Below are 19,471 nucleotides of genomic sequence, written 5' to 3' on the forward strand. Positions count from 1 at the left end.
CACGCCGTATGTTGTTAGCAGGATAAATGGGAAGTGTCTGTATCCAGACAATGAAAATATCCCATAACTGGGTAAAAATGAATCGCGGGGCACGCGAGGATAGCTTGTAGATACTTGGCTCAGTAGAGCCATTGAGCAAGAAGCCCTCACTTCAAAATCTGTGATTTAAGTGGTGGGAGCATGTCACAGTTATAACGGATATGGAATTAGAGGTGTTTATACAAAAGGTATTATGCAGAGTGATATTCATTATTGTAAAACTGATGCAAAAAAAGTAAACAGTTCGGATGAAGTATTACCATTACTTTGCTTTCAAAGTGATGCCAGAGTATGGCAATGAGGCGAGGAGATTTTGGAAAAGAACTGAAGAAAAAATTAAATGACAGAAGATGTGGATATATAGGCTGTTTGGATTATTCATTGGACATCAAAGGAATACAGGCATGGTGTTTGAAAATGGAATTGGCAGCATTCCAGAAAAAAAGAAAATCAAGGAATATGAAGCATTTAAGAATATCGTTGCGGAATTCATGCAGAAAATAAATGACTTAAATGAGAAACCGGAAATATATTATTCCAGTCAGTTGGAAGAAATAGTATATCAAGAAGGTAATAATACAATGCCAATCACAATGTTAAGTGCTGGATATCAGTCATTATTGTGGATTGTAATGAATTTGGCGTATAGATGGGCATTGCTTAATCCTGATATAACAGACAATGTAAATGAGGCAAAAGGCATTGTGTTGATTGATGAAATTGATATGCATTTACATCCAAAATGGAAGTGGAACATTGTAAAAGCACTTGAAGAAACGTTCCCGCATATCCAATTCATTTTGACGACACATTCTCCGATTGTTATTTCATCTTGTAAAAACGAGCATCTTATTTTGATTACAGATGATCAAACTATTACTATATATCTGCCCTGTATGAGGTAAAGATCACTCCATAACCGAAGTCCCGTTCAACAATAGGGATCAAAAAGTATTGAATTTATTGAAAAAAACACTTGATTATATGGAGAGGAGCGACAGAATCATGAATGAGAAATACCCTATGATTTTTTCACCAGACAGCATCGGAAATGTAGAATTAAAAAACAGAATTGTCATGAGTGCCATGGGGATGAATCAGTCGGATGATGGCTTTGTCACTGATGCAGTACTTGAACACTATGCCGTAAGAGCAAGAGGCGGTATCGGACTTATTATCGTGGAAGTTAGTTGTGTGGATGCACCACTTGGAAAAAATACAGGAAATTCACTGGTTATTGATAATGACAAATACATTCCTGGAATGCAGAAGCTGACGGATGTAATTCATGCAGCGGGAACAAAATGTTTCCTGCAGATCAGCCATGCAGGGCGCGGGGCGTTTCGCAGGATAACGGGAATGCAGCCGGTTGCGCCAAGTGCTGTGTCTATGCCATATTCCACAATGATGGAGTTGTCGAATGAGACGCCGAGAGAACTTACTGTTAAAGAGATTCACAACATTGAAGAAAAGTATGCGCAGGCAGCGTTTCGAGCGAAAAAGGCAGGATTTGATGGCGTGGAAATTCACAACACAGGATATTATCTGGGACAGCAGTTTTTGTCTTCTGTGGCGAATGTGCGAACGGATGAATATGGCGGAAACCGGGAGAACAGAATAAGATTCCTTTTGAATATTATACGGCGGATTCGTGAACTTTGCGGAAATGAGTTCCCGATTGCAGTGAAACTTAGTGTTGTAGAAAGCGGAGAGGATGCCGGAATTACTATGAAAGACGGTATTTATTACGCGAAAAGACTGCAGGACGTGGGCGTAAATGCGATTGAGGTACTTGCGGGTGTGTGGAGCGGTACAAAAGGCAATGTAGCGAAAGCGGTGGATGAAGAATGCCAGATGACAGGTTTGTGTCAGATTTTGAAGAGGGAAATTCGGAAAATGACGGGAAAGAATTCTACGATAAAAATAATCGGCGGCGGACATGTACAGCATCCACAGGTAGCAGAGAAAGCACTTGAAGAGCACCAATGTGAGTTCGTTTTTGTTGGAAGAGAATTATTGGTACAGCCAGATTTTGTAAAGCTTATTGAAGAAGGCAGAGAAGATGAGATTAAGCACTGCATTGGATGTGGAACCTGTTCGCGTGTACAGCTTCAGAAAGGGGAAACTTGCAGATGTGTATTGAATCCTGATGTTGGACAAATCATAAAGGAGAACAGAGTATTATGAAATGTGAAGGAAAAATAGCATTGGTTACAGGGAGCACAAGGGGAATTGGTAAAGCAACAATGTACAAACTGTTGGAAGAAGGAGCCGATGTCTATATGCTGGTTCATGATATGAAACGAGGACGAATGGTTGCGGCGGCGACAGAAGGTAAATATTCGGGAAAAGTAAGAGGAGTCATTTATTTTGAATGCGATAAGCTGGAGACCATCGAAGCATCCATCAAAGAGGCTTATAAGGATGCAGGGAGAATCGATATTTTTATTAATAATGCGATCGGTGGAGCTTCAGCGGCAAAGGATAATCTTACAGTCACAGAGACCAGTCATGAGACCTGTATGGGATTGATGGAGTCTATCTTAGGTGTCAGTGCGGAATGTGCCAGAGTGGTAATTCCACTGATGATTGCTGGCGGAGGAGGTTCAATTGTTAATGTATCGTCTTCTACGGGAATGCAGCCCGATGTGTCCCGTACTTACTACGGCGTTGCGAAAGCGGCAGTAAATATGCTGACACAACAGATTGCAGTTCAGTACGGGAGACAGGGAATCCGGTGTAATGCTGTTCTGCCGGGATTTACTGTATCGAAGGCTACTGAGAAAGCTATGCCGAAAGAGTTTAAGGAAGCATGGCTAAAACATACGTTGATCAGACGGCTTGGCACACCGCGGGATCAGGCAAATGCGATTGTATTTCTGGCATCGGATGAAGCGTCCTGGATCACTGGACATCTGATGGAAGTATGTGGAGGCTATGGTTTGGCGGCGAATATGTATGGGGATATTGTGGAGCCGGAAAAAGTGTGAGTGGAGGGAAATTTTTCCTGTAAATTAATAATTAAAGGGCTTTGTGTTGGAAAAAGTATATCCTGAAGGCAATTATGAAAAGGAACTGGTGGATTTCTATCTGGTAAATGCAGATACGATGCAGGTGACGGATGAACAAAAGGATACATGGTAAACAATGGAAGCAGGGATTGATTTCGATGATTCACAAATCATGAAGATGGAACGAGGTTATTGGGTTATGCAGAAATTGCTTTGAAAAATATTGGGATTTATATGGTAATATGAATCAGATGATTTTAGAAAAAGTAATTATGTATCAAACCCCAAAATATGGCGTTGTGGTAAACAATTGTGGTAAAACGCCGATAGCGCCCGGAAATTAAGCATTTATGGTCGCCTTGGTAAGGTGGAGGTCGGCGGTTCGATTCTGCTAGGCAGCTTATAGAGAAAACTCCGTAGATTCGTGGAAAACAGCGGATTTGCGGGGGTTTTGTTATGTCTGCATCTTAAAATCTTCCCTTGCATAAAAAGAAAAAAGGTATATACTGGAAAAAGACGCTTAAGCAGGGAGGAAAATACAGTATGAAAAAAATGAAAACAATGACGGAAGGAACCATCTGGAAAGAAATCCTGTTCTTTGCAATCCCGCTGGTACTGGGGAATCTCTTTCAGCAGTTATATAACACAGTGGATTCCATCATTGTAGGTAATTATGTCGGAAGCAATGCACTGGCAGCTGTTGGTTCAAGTGGGGCGATCATCAACCTGCTGATCGGATTCTGCATTGGCGCATCTACCGGTGCGGGAGTTGTGATCTCGCAGTTTTACGGGGCGAAAAATGCAGAAGGAGTCAGAAAAGCCGTACATACAACGATGGCGATTGCACTGGCAGCCGGTGTATTATTGACGATTATAGGAATTGCAGTTACACCAACGATGCTTCGTCTGATGGGAACGCCTGATAAAGTGTTTGAACAATCGGTAGTCTACCTGCAGGTATACTTTGGCGGAAGTTTATTCTCGGTAGTTTATAATATGTCGGCGGGAATTCTGAATGCAGTGGGGAACTCCAGACGTTCACTGATCTATCTGATCATAGCAGCTGTTTCGAATATATTCCTCGATCTGGTTATGGTAGTGGGATTAAAACTTGGAATCGTAGGAGCTGCACTTGCAACGGATATCAGTCAGCTGATCTCGTGTATATTTATCTGGGGATTTTTAATACGAAGCGAAGAAGTGTATAAGTTAAATGTCCGGGAAATCCGTTGCTACGATCATCTGCTTTCCAAGATCATTAAAATAGGAATCCCGACAGGAATCCAGAACATCGTCATTTCATTTTCCAATCTGATCGTTCAGTCCAGTGTTAACAGCTTCGGGGCTACGGTTATGGCTGGATTTGCAGCATATATTAAGATTGACGGATTCAATATCCTGCCGGTCTTAAGCATCAGTATGGCAGCGACGACGTTTGCGGGACAGAATATCGGCGCAGGAAAGCCGGACAGGGTGCGGAAAGGAATGTTCGTATCTACAGCAATGGGTGTTGGTTATTCGATTGTTACGGGAATCGTTCTTCTTATATTTGCCCCGCAGGTTATCGGAGTATTTACAACGAATCAGAAGGTTGTGGAATACGGAGTGTTTATCATGAGATATTTCTGCCCGTTCTACTGGATGCTTGCGATGCTGCATGTGCTTGGCGGAACAGCAAGAGGAGTCGGAAAGACGATGCAGACGATGATCGTATTCCTGCTTTCGCTTTGTGGATTCCGTATATTATGGATTGCGGTTGTCATGACATTTGCCAGAGGTCTTGGAAATATGATGCTTTGCTATCCGACGTCATGGCTTGTCGGTATGCTTTTGATGGTGCTTTATGTGTGGAAGGGGCTGAAATTTTCAGGCAGAAATGTTCAGAACTAAAATATGTATCCGGACATGATTTTGCTTATAGCGGTTGCAGGTTTTGCCTGTGCTTCACAGCACAAACTGGCAAAATCCGCAACCGCTACTTGTTTCAAAATATGTTTTATGATAAGATAATGAGCATAATGTATAGTTAAAACCTAAGGAGGATACCATGGGAGAAGAGACAACAGTTTCCAAAAATTTTATAGAACAGGAAATAGATAAAGACCTTGCAGAAGGAGTGTACAGTGAAGTATGTACCCGGTTTCCGCCGGAACCAAACGGATATCTGCATATCGGACATGCCAAGTCCATCATTTTAAACTCCGGACTGGCAGATAAATATAATGGAACATTTCATTTAAGATTTGATGATACGAACCCGATGAAAGAAGATATGGAATTCGTAGAATCTATCAAAGAAGACGTGAAGTGGTTAGGTGCTGACTGGGGAGAACATCTGTATTTTGCATCCAACTATTTTGACCAGATGTATGAATGTGCAGTCAAACTGATCAAAAAAGGAAAAGCGTTTGTCTGTGATCTGACACCGGAGCAGATGAGAGAATACAGAGGAACTCTGACAGAACCAGGAAAGAACAGTCCATATCGTGACCGTTCGGTAGAAGAGAACTTACAGCTCTTTGAAGATATGAAGAACGGTAAATACAAAGATGGAGAAAAGGTTTTGCGTGCAAAGATCGATATGGCATCGCCAAATATCAACATGCGTGACCCGATCATTTACCGTGTGGCACATATGACACACCACAATACAGGTGATAAATGGTGCATCTATCCAATGTATGACTTCGCACATCCGATCGAGGATGCGATCGAACATATTACACATTCGATCTGTACATTGGAGTTCGAGGACCACAGACCATTATATGACTGGGTTGTAAGAGAATGTGAATTTGATCCGGCACCGAGACAGATTGAATTTTCAAAACTGTATCTGACCAATGTGGTTACAGGAAAGAGATATATCAAAAAGCTGGTTATGGATGGTATCGTAGACGGATGGGATGACCCAAGACTCGTATCTATCGCAGCGCTTAGAAGAAGAGGATTCACACCGGAATCTATCAGAATGTTCGTAGAGATGTGTGGTGTATCCAAGAGCCAGAGCTCTGTAGATTATGCAATGTTAGAGTACTGCATCCGTGAAGACCTGAAGCTTAAGAAAGCACGTATGATGGCAGTACTTGATCCGATCAAACTTGTGATCGATAACTATCCGGAAGACCAGGTAGAGTATCTGGATGTGGAAAATAACCTGGAAAATCCAGAACTTGGCATGAGAAAAGTGCCGTTTGGACGTGAACTTTACATCGAGCGCAACGACTTTATGATCGAGCCTCCGAAGAAATATTTCCGTCTGTTCCCAGGCAACGAAGTGCGTCTGATGCATGCATACTTTGTAAAATGTGTAAGCTACGAGACGGATGCAGAGGGTAATGTAACAGTTGTTCACTGTACGTATGATCCGGAGACAAAGTGCGGAACAGGATTTACAGGACGTAAAGTAAAAGGAACCATCCACTGGGTAAGTGCACCACAGGCTAAGAAGGCTGAGATCAGATTATATGAGAACCTGATCGATGAAGAAAAAGGTGTATACAATAAAGAAGACGGTTCCCTGAACCTGAACCCGGATTCACTGCAGATTTTAAAAGAATGTTATGTAGAAGATAGCTTTAACGAGGCAGGTCCTTGTGACAGCTTCCAGTTTGTAAGAAATGGATACTTCTGTATCGATTCCAAAGACTCTACACCGGAGAATCTGGTATTTAACCGTATCGTATCTCTGAAGAGCTCATTCAAGCTGCCAAAGAAATAAGAAAAATGAATGAATTAACGATAAATCTAAACAGTCGTTCAAAGAAGCCGCTGTATGAGCAGATTTACGATTATATCAAGTCTGATATCCAGACCGGGAGGATTCCCTACGGGGAAAAACTCCCGTCTACCAGGGCTTTGTCCAGGCATCTGGAGGTCAGCCGCAGTACGGTTGAACTGGCCTATGAGCAGTTGCTATCGGAAGGATATATTGAGTCTGCACCATACCGTGGTTTTTTTGTGGCACAAATCGACGAACTATATCAACTGAAAAAAGAGGAACAGACCGCTGTAAAGAAAGTAGAAAAAAAACGGAAGTTCAAATATGATTTCACGCCGAACGGAGTGGATCTTAACAGTTTTCCATATAATGTATGGAGAAAGCTTTCCAAGGATATTCTGATTGACGATAAGACAGAACTGTTCCGCACGGGGGATCCGCAAGGAGAGTATGGCTTCCGGTGTGCCCTCAGCAATTACCTGTATCAGGCACGTGGCGTGAACTGTTCGCCGGACCAGATTGTGATAGGAGCGGGAAGTGATTACATCCTGATGCTGCTAAGCATGATCCTTGGCAGAAAACATATGATAGCCTTTGAAGATCCGACATATAAACAGGCATACCGTGTGATACATACGATCGGTTATGAGACGGTCCCGGTGATGATGGACCAGTATGGCATGATGGTATCAGAGCTTGAAAAATCAGGAGCAGACATTGCCTATGTAACGCCGTCACACCAGTATCCGACCGGAATTGTCATGCCGATAAAGCGCAGGATGGAACTTCTCAAATGGGCATATGCAAAAGAAGGAAGATATATCATCGAAGATGATTATGACAGTGAATTCCGGTATAAAGGAAAACCGATTCCGGCCCTTCAGGGGTATGATGCACAGGATAAGGTGATCTATCTTGGAACATTTTCCAAGTCCATTGCACCGGCAATCCGTCTTAGCTATATGGTACTTCCGGAGACTCTGGTAGAGCAGTACCGGATAAGAGGAAGCTTTGTGAATTCAACGGTATCGAAAGTCGACCAGCTGATCGTGCAGCGTTTTATAGAAGAAGGATATTATGAACGGCATCTGAATAAGAGCAGGGCATTGTATAAGAACCGGCATGATGTGCTGATGGAAGCGTTGAAACCTTTGGAAGATATCTGTGAGATTTCCGGTGAACACGCAGGGGTACATATCCTGCTGACCTTTGAAAATAGCTGGAAAGAACAGGAGTTGATTGAAAAGGCGGAAAAAGAAGATATCCGGGTATATGGATTGTCGGATTACCGGATCAGGGAAGCGGATAATGAAAAAGCAACAATCCTGCTGGGATATGCGAATATGAAAGAAGAGAAGATCAAAGAGGCAGTAGAGATATTGAACCGTCTCTGGAGATGATGTTTAAAGGATTATTGGAATAACAAAAAGACGAAAAGCTATCTAAAAGGAACTTTTCGTCTTTTTTAATATTTAATCTAAATCTTCTTCTATGCTTTCGGCATCTGTCTCTTTTTCATCTTCCGCAGAAGTTTCAGCGGACTCATCAGAGCCAGTTTCTTTTTCTTCGGTCTGTGCATCGGCATCTTCACTATCAGCATCTTCGGTAGTTTCCTTTGAAGCATTCAGATTCACATAACCGCGGTCTACCGGCTGGAGATCGTTGTCGAGGTCGAAGTCTTCATCTTCAAAATCATCATTAAAATCATCTTCGTCCCATTTTTTAGATTTCTTAAAATAATAAACCAGACCAGCGGCAGCACTGCCGATAGCAGCCAGTCCTAATAATTTTTTGCTCCATTTTGCCATAATAATCGGACTCCTTTCAAACTCTTTTTCTTATCATAGCACATATTATATGAAAATTCCTATTAAAATAAAATAAATTATCTACAAGTTGAGTAGAAAATATGTTAAGCTAAAGTATATTCTGGCGATAAGTGTGAGGTACACTTTGAATAGTCGCATGGAATAAAGGAGAGAGAAAGGGTATGAAGGAACAGAGTACAAAGACAGCAGCAAAGAGAAAATTTTTTAAAGTCGTATTCAGTAGAGCTGGAATATTTGTGATTCTGATTCTGCTGCAATTACTGGTATCTACAGTTGTAACATATTATCTGCGGGAATATGCGACGTTTGTATATAGTCTTTTGACTGTCCTGGAAGTTGTAGTCCTGATATATATCATCAATACAGAAGGAAACCCGGCGTTTAAAATGACGTGGATTTTGTGCGTGCTGGCATTTCCTGTGATTGGAACGATGTTCTATGTCTATGTACATCTGCAGCTGGAGACGCGCTTTTTACAGAATAGACTGGCGGCTCTGCGTATGGAGACAGAAGCCTATATGGACCAGAACCAGGAGATCGTGACGGCACTTTGGAACAGCAAGTCTGCCAATGCACAGTTGTCTTATTATCTGTCACATCAGCTGGGCTTCCCGACATACCACAATACAGAAGTAGAATATTTTCCAATCGGCGAAGCTAAATTTGAGTCCATGAAAAAAGAACTGGAAAAAGCGGAAAAATTCATCTTTATGGAGTACTTTATTGTAGAAGAAGGACTGATGTGGGATACGATCCTGGATATTTTAAAACGGAAGGTAGAAGAAGGAGTAGAAGTAAGATTCATGTATGACGGGATGTGCGCATTTGACCTGCTCCCGTATACGTATCCGAAAAAACTTCAGAAATTTGGTATCAAATGTAAGATGTCTAATAAGATCCGTCCATTTGTCTCTACGGTGCAGAATAACCGTGACCACAGAAAGATCTGTGTGATCGACGGACAGGTAGGGTACGTTGGAGGAATCAACCTTGCGGATGAATATATTAATGAAAAAGAACGTTTCGGACACTGGAAAGACACGGCAGTTCTGTTAAGAGGAGATGCAGTACAGAGTCTGACGATGATATTTTTACAGATGTGGGATGTAGAAGAGCATGGGTCGGAGCCTTACGGAAAATATCTGACGAAAAAGGCAGAGAAGCTTAACCAGGAACTGGGATATGTGATCCCGTATGCAGACAGTCCGTTTGATAATGAGAATGTGGGGGAAGAAGTATATTTTCACATTTTGAATCATGCGAAAAAATACGTGCATATCATGACACCGTATCTGATTCTGGATAATGAGATGCTTACGACTTTAACGCGTGCAGCCAAAAGTGGTATTGAGGTTATTATCATCATGCCACATATTCCGGATAAATGGTATGCATTTGCAGTGGCAAAGACGTATTATAAAGAACTGATCGAAGGAGGAGTCCAGATCTATGAATATACGCCGGGATTTGTACATGCCAAGGTGTTCGTATCAGATGATGACACGGCAACGGTTGGAAGTATCAATCTTGACTTCAGAAGTCTGTACCTTCATTTTGAAAATGGAGTATTCATATATAATAATCCGGAAGTAGGGCAGATAGAAAAAGATTTTCAGAATACACTGGCGAAGTCTCATAATGTAACCGTGACAGAAGTAAAAAACAGAGGAATTCTTACAAAAGTAGCCGGACAGGTATTAAGACTGGTTGCGCCGCTTATGTAAGATGTGGCAGTGGTTGTGGATTTTGCGAATTCTGAAAAAATCTTATTGAACCAAGTGAAAATGTATAGTATAATGCTTAAGGCGGTTTCATTAGGTCCGCTAAAGAAGACTGATAAGTTTGGTTAATAACGCAGGAGGAATGGATATGGTTAAAGCAGTAGTCGGTGCCAACTGGGGCGATGAAGGAAAAGGTAAGATTACAGATATGCTGGCTGAACAGGCAGATATCATCGTAAGATTCCAGGGAGGCGCGAATGCAGGTCATACAATTATTAATGATTATGGAAAGTTTGCATTGCATACACTTCCGTCAGGAGTTTTCTATGGTCATACAACCAGTATTATTGGAAATGGTGTAGCATTGGATGTACCGGTATTATTTAAGGAAGTTCAGTCTATTATCGATCAGGGAGTTCCAATGCCAAAGATTCTGGTATCTGACCGTGCACAGATGGTAATGTCTTATCATAAGAATTTTGACGCTTATGAAGAGGAAAGACTGGCAGGAAAATCCTTCGGTTCTACAAAATCAGGAATTGCACCGTTCTATTCAGATAAATATGCAAAGATCGGATTCCAGGTTAGTGAACTGTTTGATGATGAACTGTTAAAAGAAAAAGTTGTTCGTGTTGCAGAACAGAAGAACGTTTTACTGGAGCATCTTTATCACAAACCATTGATCAATCCTGATGATTTATATAATGAACTCCAGGAATATAAGAAGATGGTAGAGCCATTCGTATGTGATACATCACTTTACCTTCATAATGCGATCAAAGAAGGAAAAGAAGTTCTGTTAGAAGGACAGCTTGGATCATTAAAGGATCCAGATCATGGAATCTACCCAATGGTAACTTCTTCTTCTACACTTGCAGGATATGGTGCAATCGGAGCAGGAATCCCACCATATGAGATCAAACAGATCGTAACAGTATGTAAGGCATACTCAAGCGCTGTTGGAGCAGGTGCATTTGTAAGTGAGATTTTTGGTGATGAAGCAGATGAATTAAGACGCCGTGGTGGTGACGGTGGAGAATTCGGAGCAACAACAGGACGTCCAAGAAGAATGGGATGGTTTGACTGTGTGGCTTCAAAATATGGATGCAGAATGCAGGGAACAACAGATGTAGCATTTACAGTACTTGACGTACTTGGATATCTGGATGAGATTCCGGTATGTGTAGGTTACGAAGTAGACGGAGAAGTAACAACAGAATTCCCAACTACACATCTGTTAGAGAAAGCAAAACCAGTACTTAAGACACTTCCAGGATGGAAATGCGACATCCGCGGAATCAAGAAGTATGAAGATCTTCCGGAAAACTGCAGAAAATACGTAGAATTCGTAGAAGAGCAGATTGGTTACCCAATCACAATGGTATCCAACGGTCCGGGAAGACATGACATCATCTACAGAGAGTCAAAATTAAAATAAAATATAAACTCAGAAGAAGGATCTCGAAGAGAGGTCCTTCTTTTTGACGCCAAAGCATGCAAGAGAAGCTGCCAGTGTCAGGTTCTCTGTTTATCAAAGTATGCAAGAAAAAAAGATTGCCTTATATACAAACTTCCGATTTTTTTAAGAAATTCCTTATGCTTTATTCAGTAAACAGCCATAATGTCGACACAAAGTATGCATATAATGAAACCATCGTAAATATAATAATAACGTCGGTGTTATCTGATACACCATGACGAATCGAAAGATATAGATATCAAGATGGAGGTAAAAACTATGAGTACTATGTATACAAGAGAGTGGAATAAGAATGAAGCAGAAGTAATATCAATGGAAGAATATCTGATGAAAAGAAAGAAAATCAGGGAAAAAGAAAGAAAACAAAAAGAAAACGGAGCCGGAACAAAAGAAGAAGATCTGACCCCGTTTGAATTTTATATTGCCATGTATCCGTAAGAACCGGACTAAGACTCTTTTTTCTGGTCATTCTGATCATCGTGGCGGGTAAGCCGGTAAATCAGAAGATAACCATAAAGAAGTACCGGAAGAACGATGGTGCATGCGATGGAAGCCCAGAGAAGGTCCGTTGAATGAGGATTTCCCATAAGGGCGAAAATCAAAGTACTAAGATACATACCAAATAATAAAATAGCGGCAATAAGCGCCAGCACACGTTTTACATTTTTCATAATAATCATCCTTTACAATGAATCAAGACTTTAGTATATTATATAAAGGGCAGTGAAAAATTGCAAATGAATATCGTACAAAGGAGTATAGAAATATGAGTACATTATTAGAACAGTGGCAGAGCATCGCATATGATGAGACTGCAGACAGAGGCCAGTTGGAGAGATTCTGGGGAACTTATTTCCAGATCGAGAAAGAAATCTATGAAAAACTTCTTTCTAATCCAGACGAAGTAGTAAAAGGAACAGTAAAAGAGCTGGCTGAAAAATATGGACAGGAAGTACTTACAATGATCGGATTCCTGGATGGAATCAACGAAAGTCTTCTCGTAGAGGTTCCACTTGACACAGTAGAAGAAGACACAGTTGTAAGTCTTGCATTTGATAAAGAAAGATTGTATAAGAACATGGTAGCTGCAAAGGCAGACTGGCTGTATGAGCTCCCACAGTGGAAAGAAATCTTCTCTGAAGAAGAATTAAAGAAACTTTACAAAGAGCAGAAAGAGTCCACAACTATCCGCAAAGCAAAAAAAATCGGAAGAAACGATCCATGTCCGTGCGGATCGGGTAAAAAATATAAAAAATGCTGTGGCAGATAATATTCCTCGCTGCAGGTATTCTGAGTCTCATTTATTACAGTGTGATTTGTGTCACACTGAAAAAATGGGACTCAACTTTTTCAAGATTCTGGCTGGTACTGGGAGTAGCAGGAATTGCAGGAAGCAGACTGACTGTACGATATGGGATGCCTTGTGTCGTAGAATTAGTGATTGGGATCGGAGTATTTTTATTGCTGATATCAGAGATAGGAATTGTGCGCGGGATGCACGACGGAAAAGAAGAACTGAAAGAAAAAAGTCCGGAGAAAAAACAAGAAAAAACGCTGGGTAAAAATCCGGGTGATCCGGAACAGGAAATCCGTTGGATCATCGTACTGGGGGCGCAGGTACAGGGAAGAAAAATCACAGATTCCCTGAAGAGAAGACTGGACGCAGCACTTATATATCTGCAGGCGCATCTGGATGTAAAGGTCATCGTTTCCGGTGGACAGGGAAAAGATGAAGAGGTTTCAGAAGCATTTGCGATGGCAGAATATCTTAAAAAAGCCGGGATTGCGAAAGAACGTATCATTCTGGAAGATGCATCGGTCAATACCATGGAAAATCTGAAGTTTTCAAGAGATATTATCCAGGCAGAAGGCGGTGGAGAAAGTCCGGTAGGAATCGTTTCGAATAACTTTCATGTATACCGGGGGTGTGAATATGCCAGACGTGCGGGATTTTCGAATGTATTTCCGATAGCGGCAGACTGTAATCCGGTATTATTTCCGAACTATTTTATCCGGGAATGTTTTGCGGTCTGGAAATTATGGCTGAAAAAATAAAAATTTTGAGTTGACAAAGTTATTTTGGATGCTATAATGAGGGTCAGAAGATAACACGATGACGAGACGAGTAGAATGTGGAACGTTTCAGAGAGAGATGCATAGGCTGGAAGCATCTTAGCGGGAATCATTTGAAGACTACCTCTGAGTGGCCCTAATCCGGTCCGGTGATTCCGTTATAATCATGAATGAAGTGGTTTTAGATAAACAAAAAGGGTGGAACCGCGGATAGTAAAGTTAAGATAAAAAAGTAATCAGACTTTATCCGTCCCTTGCATGTAAGTGCAGGGACAGATAGAGTCTTTTCTTTATGCCAGAGCATCAGGAAAACAGACGAAAAGGACAGATCCTGACAGAATCCGTTCTATAATTCCTGCAACGATACATGAGATCTAGTGACAGAAGCAATTAAAGGAGGAAGAACGATGATTATTACATTAAAAGATGGATCAAAAAAAGAGTATGCAGAAGCAAAATCAGTGATTGATATTGCATATGACATCAGCGAAGGACTGGCACGTGCGGCATGTGCTGGAGAAGTAGATGGGGAAGTAGTAGATCTGCGTACCGTTATCGATAAAGACTGTGAGTTAAACATTCTTACAGCAAGAGATGAGAAGGGACTGGCAGCCCTTCGCCATACAGCTTCCCACATCATGGCAGAAGCAGTACAGAACCTGTATCCAGATGCAAAAGTAGCAATCGGACCATCTATTGACACGGGATTCTATTATGACTTTGAATGTCAGTCATTTACAAGAGAAGATCTGGATGCCATTGAAAAAGAGATGAAGAAGATCATCAAAAAAGGCGCTAAGATTGAAAGATTTACAAAATCAAGAGAAGAAGCAATCGCATTTTTCAAAGAGAAAAATGAACCTTATAAAGTAGAGCTGATCGAAGATCTGCCGGAAGATGCAGAGATTTCCTTCTACTCTCAGGGAGACTGGGTTGACTTATGTGCAGGACCGCATCTTATGAGCACAAAAGGTGTGAAGGCATTCAAGCTGTTATCATCTTCAGGAGCTTACTGGAGAGGTGATGAGAATAAAGCGATGTTGACACGTATCTACGGAACAGCTTATGCAACAAAGGACGAACTGAAAGAACACCTTGCACAGTTAGAAGAAGCGAAAAAGCGTGACCACAACAAACTTGGCCGTGAGATGAAGCTTTTCACAACGGTAGATGTAATTGGACAGGGACTTCCGCTGATCATGCCAAATGGTGTCATCATCATGCAGGAATTACAGCGTTGGATCGAAGATGAAGAAGCAAAACGTGGTTATGTCCGTACAAAGACACCACTGATGGCTAAGAATGATCTGTACAAGATCTCCGGACACTGGGATCATTACAAAGACGGTATGTTCGTATTAGGAGATGAAGAGAAGGATAAAGAAGTATTTGCCCTTCGTCCGATGACATGCCCGTTCCAGTATTATGTATATAAAGCAGAACAGCACAGCTACCGTGATCTGCCGCTGAGATATGGTGAGACATCTACTCTGTTCCGTAACGAGGATTCCGGAGAGATGCATGGTCTGACACGTGTCCGTCAGTTTACAATTTCAGAGGGACATCTGATTGTAAGACCAGACCAGATGGTAAAAGAGTTCAAAGACTGTATCGCACTTGCGCAGTACTGCTTGCAGGTACTTGGAGTAGAAGAGGATGTAACATATCACCTTTCAAAATGGGATCCGGAGAACAGAGCAAAATACATCGGAGAGCCGGAAGTATGGAATGAGACAGAAGGCCACATCCGTACAATGCTGGAAGAACTGAATATCCCATTTGTTGAAGATGTCGGAGAGGCAGCATTCTACGGACCGAAAGTAGATATCAATGCAAAGAACGTATATGGAAAAGAAGACACTATGATCACAATCCAGTGGGATGCACTTCTTGCAGATCAGTTCGACATGTACTATATTGATGAAAACGGTGAGAAGAAACGTCCATATATCATTCATCGTACATCCATCGGATGCTACGAAAGAACACTGGCATGGCTGATCGAGAAATATGCAGGTATGTTCCCGACATGGTTATGCCCGGAACAGGTCCGTGTCATTCCTATTTCTGAGAAGTTCCATGACTATGCAGCAAAGGTAGAAGCAGAACTGAAAGAGAACAACATCCGCTGCTTTGTTGACCAGCGTTCAGAAAAGATGGGATACAAGATCCGTGAAGCACGTCTTGCAAGAGTTCCATACATGCTGATCGTAGGAGCAAAAGAAGAAGAAGAGCAGAAAGTATCTGTAAGAAGCAGATATCTTGGAGATGAAGGAGCAAAAGACTTAAGCGTATTCATCGATGCAATCAAAGACGAGATTGCTAAGAAGACAATCCGCAAGATTGAAGTAGAAGATTAAGCGGTATCGCTATAGATAAAAATGGAAATAAATGGAAAACTAGATTATAAAGAACGTGAATAAGTTATGAACAGAGCTGGCATAATATATCCTGAGATCTGAAAGGAGGATATATTATGCCAGATTTAAGATGTACGGTACAGACATGTACACACAACCAGAATTATTATTGTAAGCTTGACAACATTGTGGTCGGAGGAAGTGCGGCTAAGAATGCAGAAGAGACAAGCTGCGACAGCTTCGAAGAGAGAAAAGGAGAGGGCGCATATATGGATGCGTACTCTGATAGTACAGGAAAAGAAGCATCGGCAAAGTGCGGTGTAGACTGCAAGGCGATGGATTGTATGTACAATAAAGACTGCCAGTGCCACGCCGGAAAGATCAGTGTCGAAGGCGGTAATGCCTGTCACTGCGGTGAAACGGAGTGTGCAACATTCAAGTGTGGATGTGCGTAGATTAAGAACAAAAAGAAAATCTCTGCTGCAGTAAAACTGGAATAAGATATGAGAATTATGTAAAAATATGAAAAAAGATCGGTGCAGAATTCGTTATGAAAGGATTTGCGCTGATCTTTTTCTTTATACCTAAGTATGCAAGAGAAGCTGCCAGTGGCAGGTCCTGTAGATGCCAAAGCATGCAAGAGAAGTTGCTGGTGGTAAGTCCTGCAGATATTGCAATAAAAGTACCGAAGGGGTACATTCAACCGGCAGAGAAAAACTTGTTGTTTCGCTGTGGAAAGAAGTGATTTGTGTGCAAGCAGGAAGATCAGAAGACGGTATTTGTTAGTTGACGTAAATTTCATGTAAGGGTATAATGACTTTATATGCCGAATGAGGCAGGGAAGAAGAGGGTCTGAATGAAGAAAGAAGAAAATACATATTACAAAGAAACCCCAAAATTCGGAAGAAATGGCCCGTCTAAACTAAAATTACAGTTTAAGCGGGGGATGACCTATTTTCTGGTAATTGTTGCATGTATTCTGGTATATTTTGCAATGCTCAGGATAGAAGCAATATCGAATACATTTTCGAAGATACTGGACATATTGAAGCCTGTTTTATATGGCTGTCTGATTGCGTATTTCCTGAATCCAATTGTACGTAAAGTCGACCAGTATCTGGTGCCGGCTCTGGAAAAGAATATGAAGAACAAAGAAAAGGCAAAGAATCTGTCCAGAAGTATAGGGGTTGCGGCAGCAGTTGTTATCATGATTGCAGTGGTAACGGCATTGATTAATATGATGATTCCGGAGCTTATTAACAGTATCCGGAATCTGATATTCACACTGCCGTCCCAGATTAACCAGCTGGTAAAGCAGGTGAACAATATCAAATTAGATGATTCTACCATGACATCTATGCTTAAGAATGCCATGAACGAAGCATCTACAAGCCTTCAGAACTGGATCCGGACAGATCTTCTGAATAAGGTCAATGAATTGATGACACATCTGACGGTGGGGCTGTATACACTGGTGATGGAGATGTTCCATGCGGTTGTCGGAGTAATCGTATCTGTGTATATTTTATTTGGAAAAGAAAAATTCATAAGCCAGAGCAAAAAAGCAGCTTATGCAATTTTCCCGGCAGAACGTGCGAATCTGTTCATTCACATTGCGGTAAAAACGAATGAAATCTTTGGTGGTTTCATCATCGGAAAGATAATTGATTCGATTATTATCGGAATTTTGTGTTTTGTCGGAACTTCGATCCTGAATATGCCATATGCAATGCTGGTCAGCGTGATCGTGGGTGTGACGAATGTTATTCCGTTCTTTGGACCATACATCGGAGCAATCCCAAGTGCGATACTGATCGCATTGACAAATCCGATGAAAGGTATTTATTTTCTGATTTTTATCCTGCTGTTACAGCAGTTTGACGGAAATATACTGGGTCCTAAGATCCTTGGTAATTCAACAGGATTGTCTGCATTCTGGGTAATTGTATCGATCCTTCTTGGGGGAGGATTATTCGGAATTGTAGGAATGCTGTTTGGAGTTCCAACATTTGCAGTAATATATTATGTGATAAAGCTTCTGCTGGATAATAAGCTTGAGAAAAAAGAGCTTCCGACAGTGTCCGGGTGCTATAATGAAGAGAGCTATGTGGATAACGAAGGCGTTTATCATTCAGGAAAATAAAAAATTTAAAATAAAAAGGGGAAAAAGAAACTATGCCGATCAGAGTGCAGAATGATCTCCCGGTAAAGGAGATCTTGGAAAGTGAAAATATATTTGTCATGGATGAACACCGTGCTACGCATCAGGATATTCGTCCGATCCAGATTGGACTACTGAACCTGATGCCATTAAAAGAAGAGACGGAGCTTCAGATCCTGCGTGCGCTGTCTAATACACCGCTGCAGGTTGACGTGACATTTGTAGCAGTATCAAGCCACAAGGCGAAGAATACATCCATGAGTCATCTGAACCAGTTCTATCAGAAATTTGATGAGATTAAAGACCGTAAATTTGACGGATTTATCATTACCGGTGCGCCGGTAGAACAGATGCCGTTTGAAGAGGTGGATTACTGGGAAGAACTGACCCGTATCATGGACTGGACAAAGACAAATGTAGTGTCAACACTTCATCTTTGCTGGGGTGCACAGGCTGGTATGTATTATCATTATGGAATTGATAAAGTACAGCTGGATAAAAAGGCATTTGGTGTCTTCTGGCACAGAGTATTGAACCGGAAGATCCCGCTGGTGCGTGGGTTTGATGATGTATTCCTTGCGCCGCATTCGCGCCATACAGAGACACCGCTTGACAAAGTGCGTGCAGATGAGAGACTGACAATCCTTGCTGAGTCTGATGAAGTGGGACTTTTTATGGCAATGGCGCAGAATGGCCGACAGATCTTCGTTATGGGACATCCGGAGTATGACCGTGTCACACTGGATGGTGAATATAAGAGAGATAAAAGCAAGGGGCTTCCAATCGAACTTCCAAAGAATTATTACAAGGATGATAATCCGGAGAACCGTCCGCTTCTTACATGGAGAGCGACTGCGAACAACCTGTATACAAACTGGCTGAATTATTACGTATACCAGGCAACACCGTATGATCTCGAAGGAACACCGGATTTTGTATGGAAATAAAAATGCTGACTTGAAAAAGTAAATTCCAGTGCAAGAGTAAATTCCATCATGTTTTAAATTTTGCTGAAATTACGAGAGATTTTTGCTTGAAATCTCTCGTTTTCTGCTATAATTAATGTAACTCATCGA

At 41.5% G+C, this 19,471-nt stretch carries 18 protein-coding genes; 16 read left to right on the forward strand and 2 right to left on the reverse strand.

Annotated elements, in window-relative coordinates:
- Nucleotides 1–389 precede the first annotated feature (389 nt).
- From ACWJAF_RS12955 to pdxR, 6 genes are all read left to right on the forward strand, one after another.
- Nucleotides 390–944, forward strand: a complete 555-nt coding sequence (locus ACWJAF_RS12955) for an AAA family ATPase (protein ID WP_448864485.1) — start codon at nucleotides 390–392, stop codon at nucleotides 942–944.
- A 100-nt stretch (nucleotides 945–1,044) separates the two neighbouring features.
- Complete coding sequence (locus tag ACWJAF_RS12960) at nucleotides 1,045–2,226, forward strand: oxidoreductase (protein WP_448864487.1); 1,182 nt, start codon at nucleotides 1,045–1,047, stop codon at nucleotides 2,224–2,226.
- Nucleotides 2,223–3,029: an SDR family NAD(P)-dependent oxidoreductase gene (locus tag ACWJAF_RS12965; protein ID WP_448864489.1), complete on the forward strand. Its 807-nt coding sequence runs from the start codon at nucleotides 2,223–2,225 to the stop codon at nucleotides 3,027–3,029. Before ACWJAF_RS12960 ends, ACWJAF_RS12965 begins: the two co-directional genes overlap by 4 nt.
- A gap of 564 nt (nucleotides 3,030–3,593) precedes the next feature.
- Nucleotides 3,594–4,940, forward strand: a complete 1,347-nt coding sequence (locus ACWJAF_RS12970; protein WP_448864491.1) for an MATE family efflux transporter — start codon at nucleotides 3,594–3,596, stop codon at nucleotides 4,938–4,940.
- 157 nt (nucleotides 4,941–5,097) lie between these two features.
- A complete protein-coding gene (locus tag ACWJAF_RS12975) occupies nucleotides 5,098–6,771 on the forward strand; it encodes a glutamine--tRNA ligase/YqeY domain fusion protein (RefSeq protein ID WP_296032977.1) in 1,674 nt (557 codons plus the stop codon).
- 5 nt (nucleotides 6,772–6,776) lie between these two features.
- Complete coding sequence (pdxR, locus tag ACWJAF_RS12980; RefSeq protein ID WP_448864493.1) at nucleotides 6,777–8,171, forward strand: MocR-like pyridoxine biosynthesis transcription factor PdxR; 1,395 nt, start codon at nucleotides 6,777–6,779, stop codon at nucleotides 8,169–8,171.
- A gap of 72 nt (nucleotides 8,172–8,243) precedes the next feature.
- Here pdxR and ACWJAF_RS12985 read toward each other — a convergent pair whose 3' ends face one another.
- A complete protein-coding gene (locus ACWJAF_RS12985; RefSeq protein ID WP_296032974.1) occupies nucleotides 8,244–8,579 on the reverse strand; it encodes a hypothetical protein in 336 nt (111 codons plus the stop codon).
- A 182-nt stretch (nucleotides 8,580–8,761) separates the two neighbouring features.
- On the opposite strand from ACWJAF_RS12985, the gene cls reads away from it, so the two are divergent.
- From cls to ACWJAF_RS13000, 3 genes are all read left to right on the forward strand, one after another.
- On the forward strand, nucleotides 8,762–10,324 hold the full coding sequence (gene cls, locus ACWJAF_RS12990; protein WP_448864495.1) for a cardiolipin synthase: 1,563 nt from the start codon (nucleotides 8,762–8,764) through the stop codon (nucleotides 10,322–10,324).
- Nucleotides 10,325–10,469: 145 nt separating this feature from the next.
- The gene (locus tag ACWJAF_RS12995; protein WP_296032972.1) at nucleotides 10,470–11,759 is read left to right on the forward strand and encodes an adenylosuccinate synthase; all 1,290 of its coding nucleotides are present in this window, start codon (nucleotides 10,470–10,472) and stop codon (nucleotides 11,757–11,759) included.
- 300 nt (nucleotides 11,760–12,059) lie between these two features.
- A complete protein-coding gene (locus ACWJAF_RS13000) occupies nucleotides 12,060–12,239 on the forward strand; it encodes a hypothetical protein (protein ID WP_296032971.1) in 180 nt (59 codons plus the stop codon).
- Nucleotides 12,240–12,247: 8 nt separating this feature from the next.
- On the opposite strand, the gene ACWJAF_RS13005 is transcribed toward ACWJAF_RS13000, so the two are convergent.
- Nucleotides 12,248–12,472, reverse strand: coding sequence for a hypothetical protein (locus ACWJAF_RS13005; protein WP_448864497.1), 225 nt, complete (start codon nucleotides 12,470–12,472; stop codon nucleotides 12,248–12,250).
- A gap of 95 nt (nucleotides 12,473–12,567) precedes the next feature.
- On the opposite strand from ACWJAF_RS13005, the gene ACWJAF_RS13010 reads away from it, so the two are divergent.
- The 7 genes from ACWJAF_RS13010 (at nucleotide 12,568) to metA (ending at nucleotide 19,342) form a co-directional block, all read left to right on the forward strand.
- The gene (locus ACWJAF_RS13010) at nucleotides 12,568–13,071 is read left to right on the forward strand and encodes an SEC-C metal-binding domain-containing protein (RefSeq protein ID WP_296032968.1); all 504 of its coding nucleotides are present in this window, start codon (nucleotides 12,568–12,570) and stop codon (nucleotides 13,069–13,071) included.
- A 41-nt stretch (nucleotides 13,072–13,112) separates the two neighbouring features.
- The gene (locus tag ACWJAF_RS13015; protein ID WP_448864500.1) at nucleotides 13,113–13,856 is read left to right on the forward strand and encodes a YdcF family protein; all 744 of its coding nucleotides are present in this window, start codon (nucleotides 13,113–13,115) and stop codon (nucleotides 13,854–13,856) included.
- A gap of 425 nt (nucleotides 13,857–14,281) precedes the next feature.
- A complete protein-coding gene (gene thrS / locus ACWJAF_RS13020) occupies nucleotides 14,282–16,234 on the forward strand; it encodes a threonine--tRNA ligase (protein ID WP_448864502.1) in 1,953 nt (650 codons plus the stop codon).
- 116 nt (nucleotides 16,235–16,350) lie between these two features.
- Nucleotides 16,351–16,689, forward strand: coding sequence for a DUF1540 domain-containing protein (locus tag ACWJAF_RS13025; RefSeq protein WP_448864504.1), 339 nt, complete (start codon nucleotides 16,351–16,353; stop codon nucleotides 16,687–16,689).
- Between the two features lie 169 nt (nucleotides 16,690–16,858).
- Nucleotides 16,859–17,020, forward strand: coding sequence for a hypothetical protein (locus ACWJAF_RS13030; protein WP_448864506.1), 162 nt, complete (start codon nucleotides 16,859–16,861; stop codon nucleotides 17,018–17,020).
- A gap of 70 nt (nucleotides 17,021–17,090) precedes the next feature.
- Complete coding sequence (locus tag ACWJAF_RS13035) at nucleotides 17,091–18,377, forward strand: AI-2E family transporter (protein ID WP_448864508.1); 1,287 nt, start codon at nucleotides 17,091–17,093, stop codon at nucleotides 18,375–18,377.
- A gap of 32 nt (nucleotides 18,378–18,409) precedes the next feature.
- Nucleotides 18,410–19,342: a homoserine O-acetyltransferase MetA gene (metA, locus tag ACWJAF_RS13040; RefSeq protein ID WP_296032963.1), complete on the forward strand. Its 933-nt coding sequence runs from the start codon at nucleotides 18,410–18,412 to the stop codon at nucleotides 19,340–19,342.
- Nucleotides 19,343–19,471: the final 129 nt, after the last annotated feature.

This window comes from Dorea sp., assembly GCF_977044405.1.

Bases quoted from the DNA above. Each gene is read 5' to 3' on its own strand.
- ACWJAF_RS12965 (WP_448864489.1), top strand. From the start codon at position 2,223: ATGAAATGTGAAGGAAAAATAGCATTGGTTACAGGGAGCACAAGGGGA.
- ACWJAF_RS13025 (WP_448864504.1), top strand. From the start codon at position 16,351: ATGCCAGATTTAAGATGTACGGTACAGACATGTACACACAACCAGAAT.
- ACWJAF_RS13035 (WP_448864508.1), top strand. From the start codon at position 17,091: ATGAAGAAAGAAGAAAATACATATTACAAAGAAACCCCAAAATTCGGA.
- ACWJAF_RS13030 (WP_448864506.1), top strand. From the start codon at position 16,859: ATGCCAAAGCATGCAAGAGAAGTTGCTGGTGGTAAGTCCTGCAGATAT.
- ACWJAF_RS12995 (WP_296032972.1), top strand. From the start codon at position 10,470: ATGGTTAAAGCAGTAGTCGGTGCCAACTGGGGCGATGAAGGAAAAGGT.
- ACWJAF_RS13005 (WP_448864497.1), bottom strand. From the start codon at position 12,472: ATGAAAAATGTAAAACGTGTGCTGGCGCTTATTGCCGCTATTTTATTA.
- ACWJAF_RS13000 (WP_296032971.1), top strand. From the start codon at position 12,060: ATGAGTACTATGTATACAAGAGAGTGGAATAAGAATGAAGCAGAAGTA.
- metA (WP_296032963.1), top strand. From the start codon at position 18,410: ATGCCGATCAGAGTGCAGAATGATCTCCCGGTAAAGGAGATCTTGGAA.
- cls (WP_448864495.1), top strand. From the start codon at position 8,762: ATGAAGGAACAGAGTACAAAGACAGCAGCAAAGAGAAAATTTTTTAAA.
- ACWJAF_RS12975 (WP_296032977.1), top strand. From the start codon at position 5,098: ATGGGAGAAGAGACAACAGTTTCCAAAAATTTTATAGAACAGGAAATA.
- ACWJAF_RS12985 (WP_296032974.1), bottom strand. From the start codon at position 8,579: ATGGCAAAATGGAGCAAAAAATTATTAGGACTGGCTGCTATCGGCAGT.
- ACWJAF_RS12955 (WP_448864485.1), top strand. From the start codon at position 390: ATGTGGATATATAGGCTGTTTGGATTATTCATTGGACATCAAAGGAAT.
- ACWJAF_RS12970 (WP_448864491.1), top strand. From the start codon at position 3,594: ATGAAAAAAATGAAAACAATGACGGAAGGAACCATCTGGAAAGAAATC.
- thrS (WP_448864502.1), top strand. From the start codon at position 14,282: ATGATTATTACATTAAAAGATGGATCAAAAAAAGAGTATGCAGAAGCA.
- ACWJAF_RS12960 (WP_448864487.1), top strand. From the start codon at position 1,045: ATGAATGAGAAATACCCTATGATTTTTTCACCAGACAGCATCGGAAAT.
- pdxR (WP_448864493.1), top strand. From the start codon at position 6,777: ATGAATGAATTAACGATAAATCTAAACAGTCGTTCAAAGAAGCCGCTG.
- ACWJAF_RS13010 (WP_296032968.1), top strand. From the start codon at position 12,568: ATGAGTACATTATTAGAACAGTGGCAGAGCATCGCATATGATGAGACT.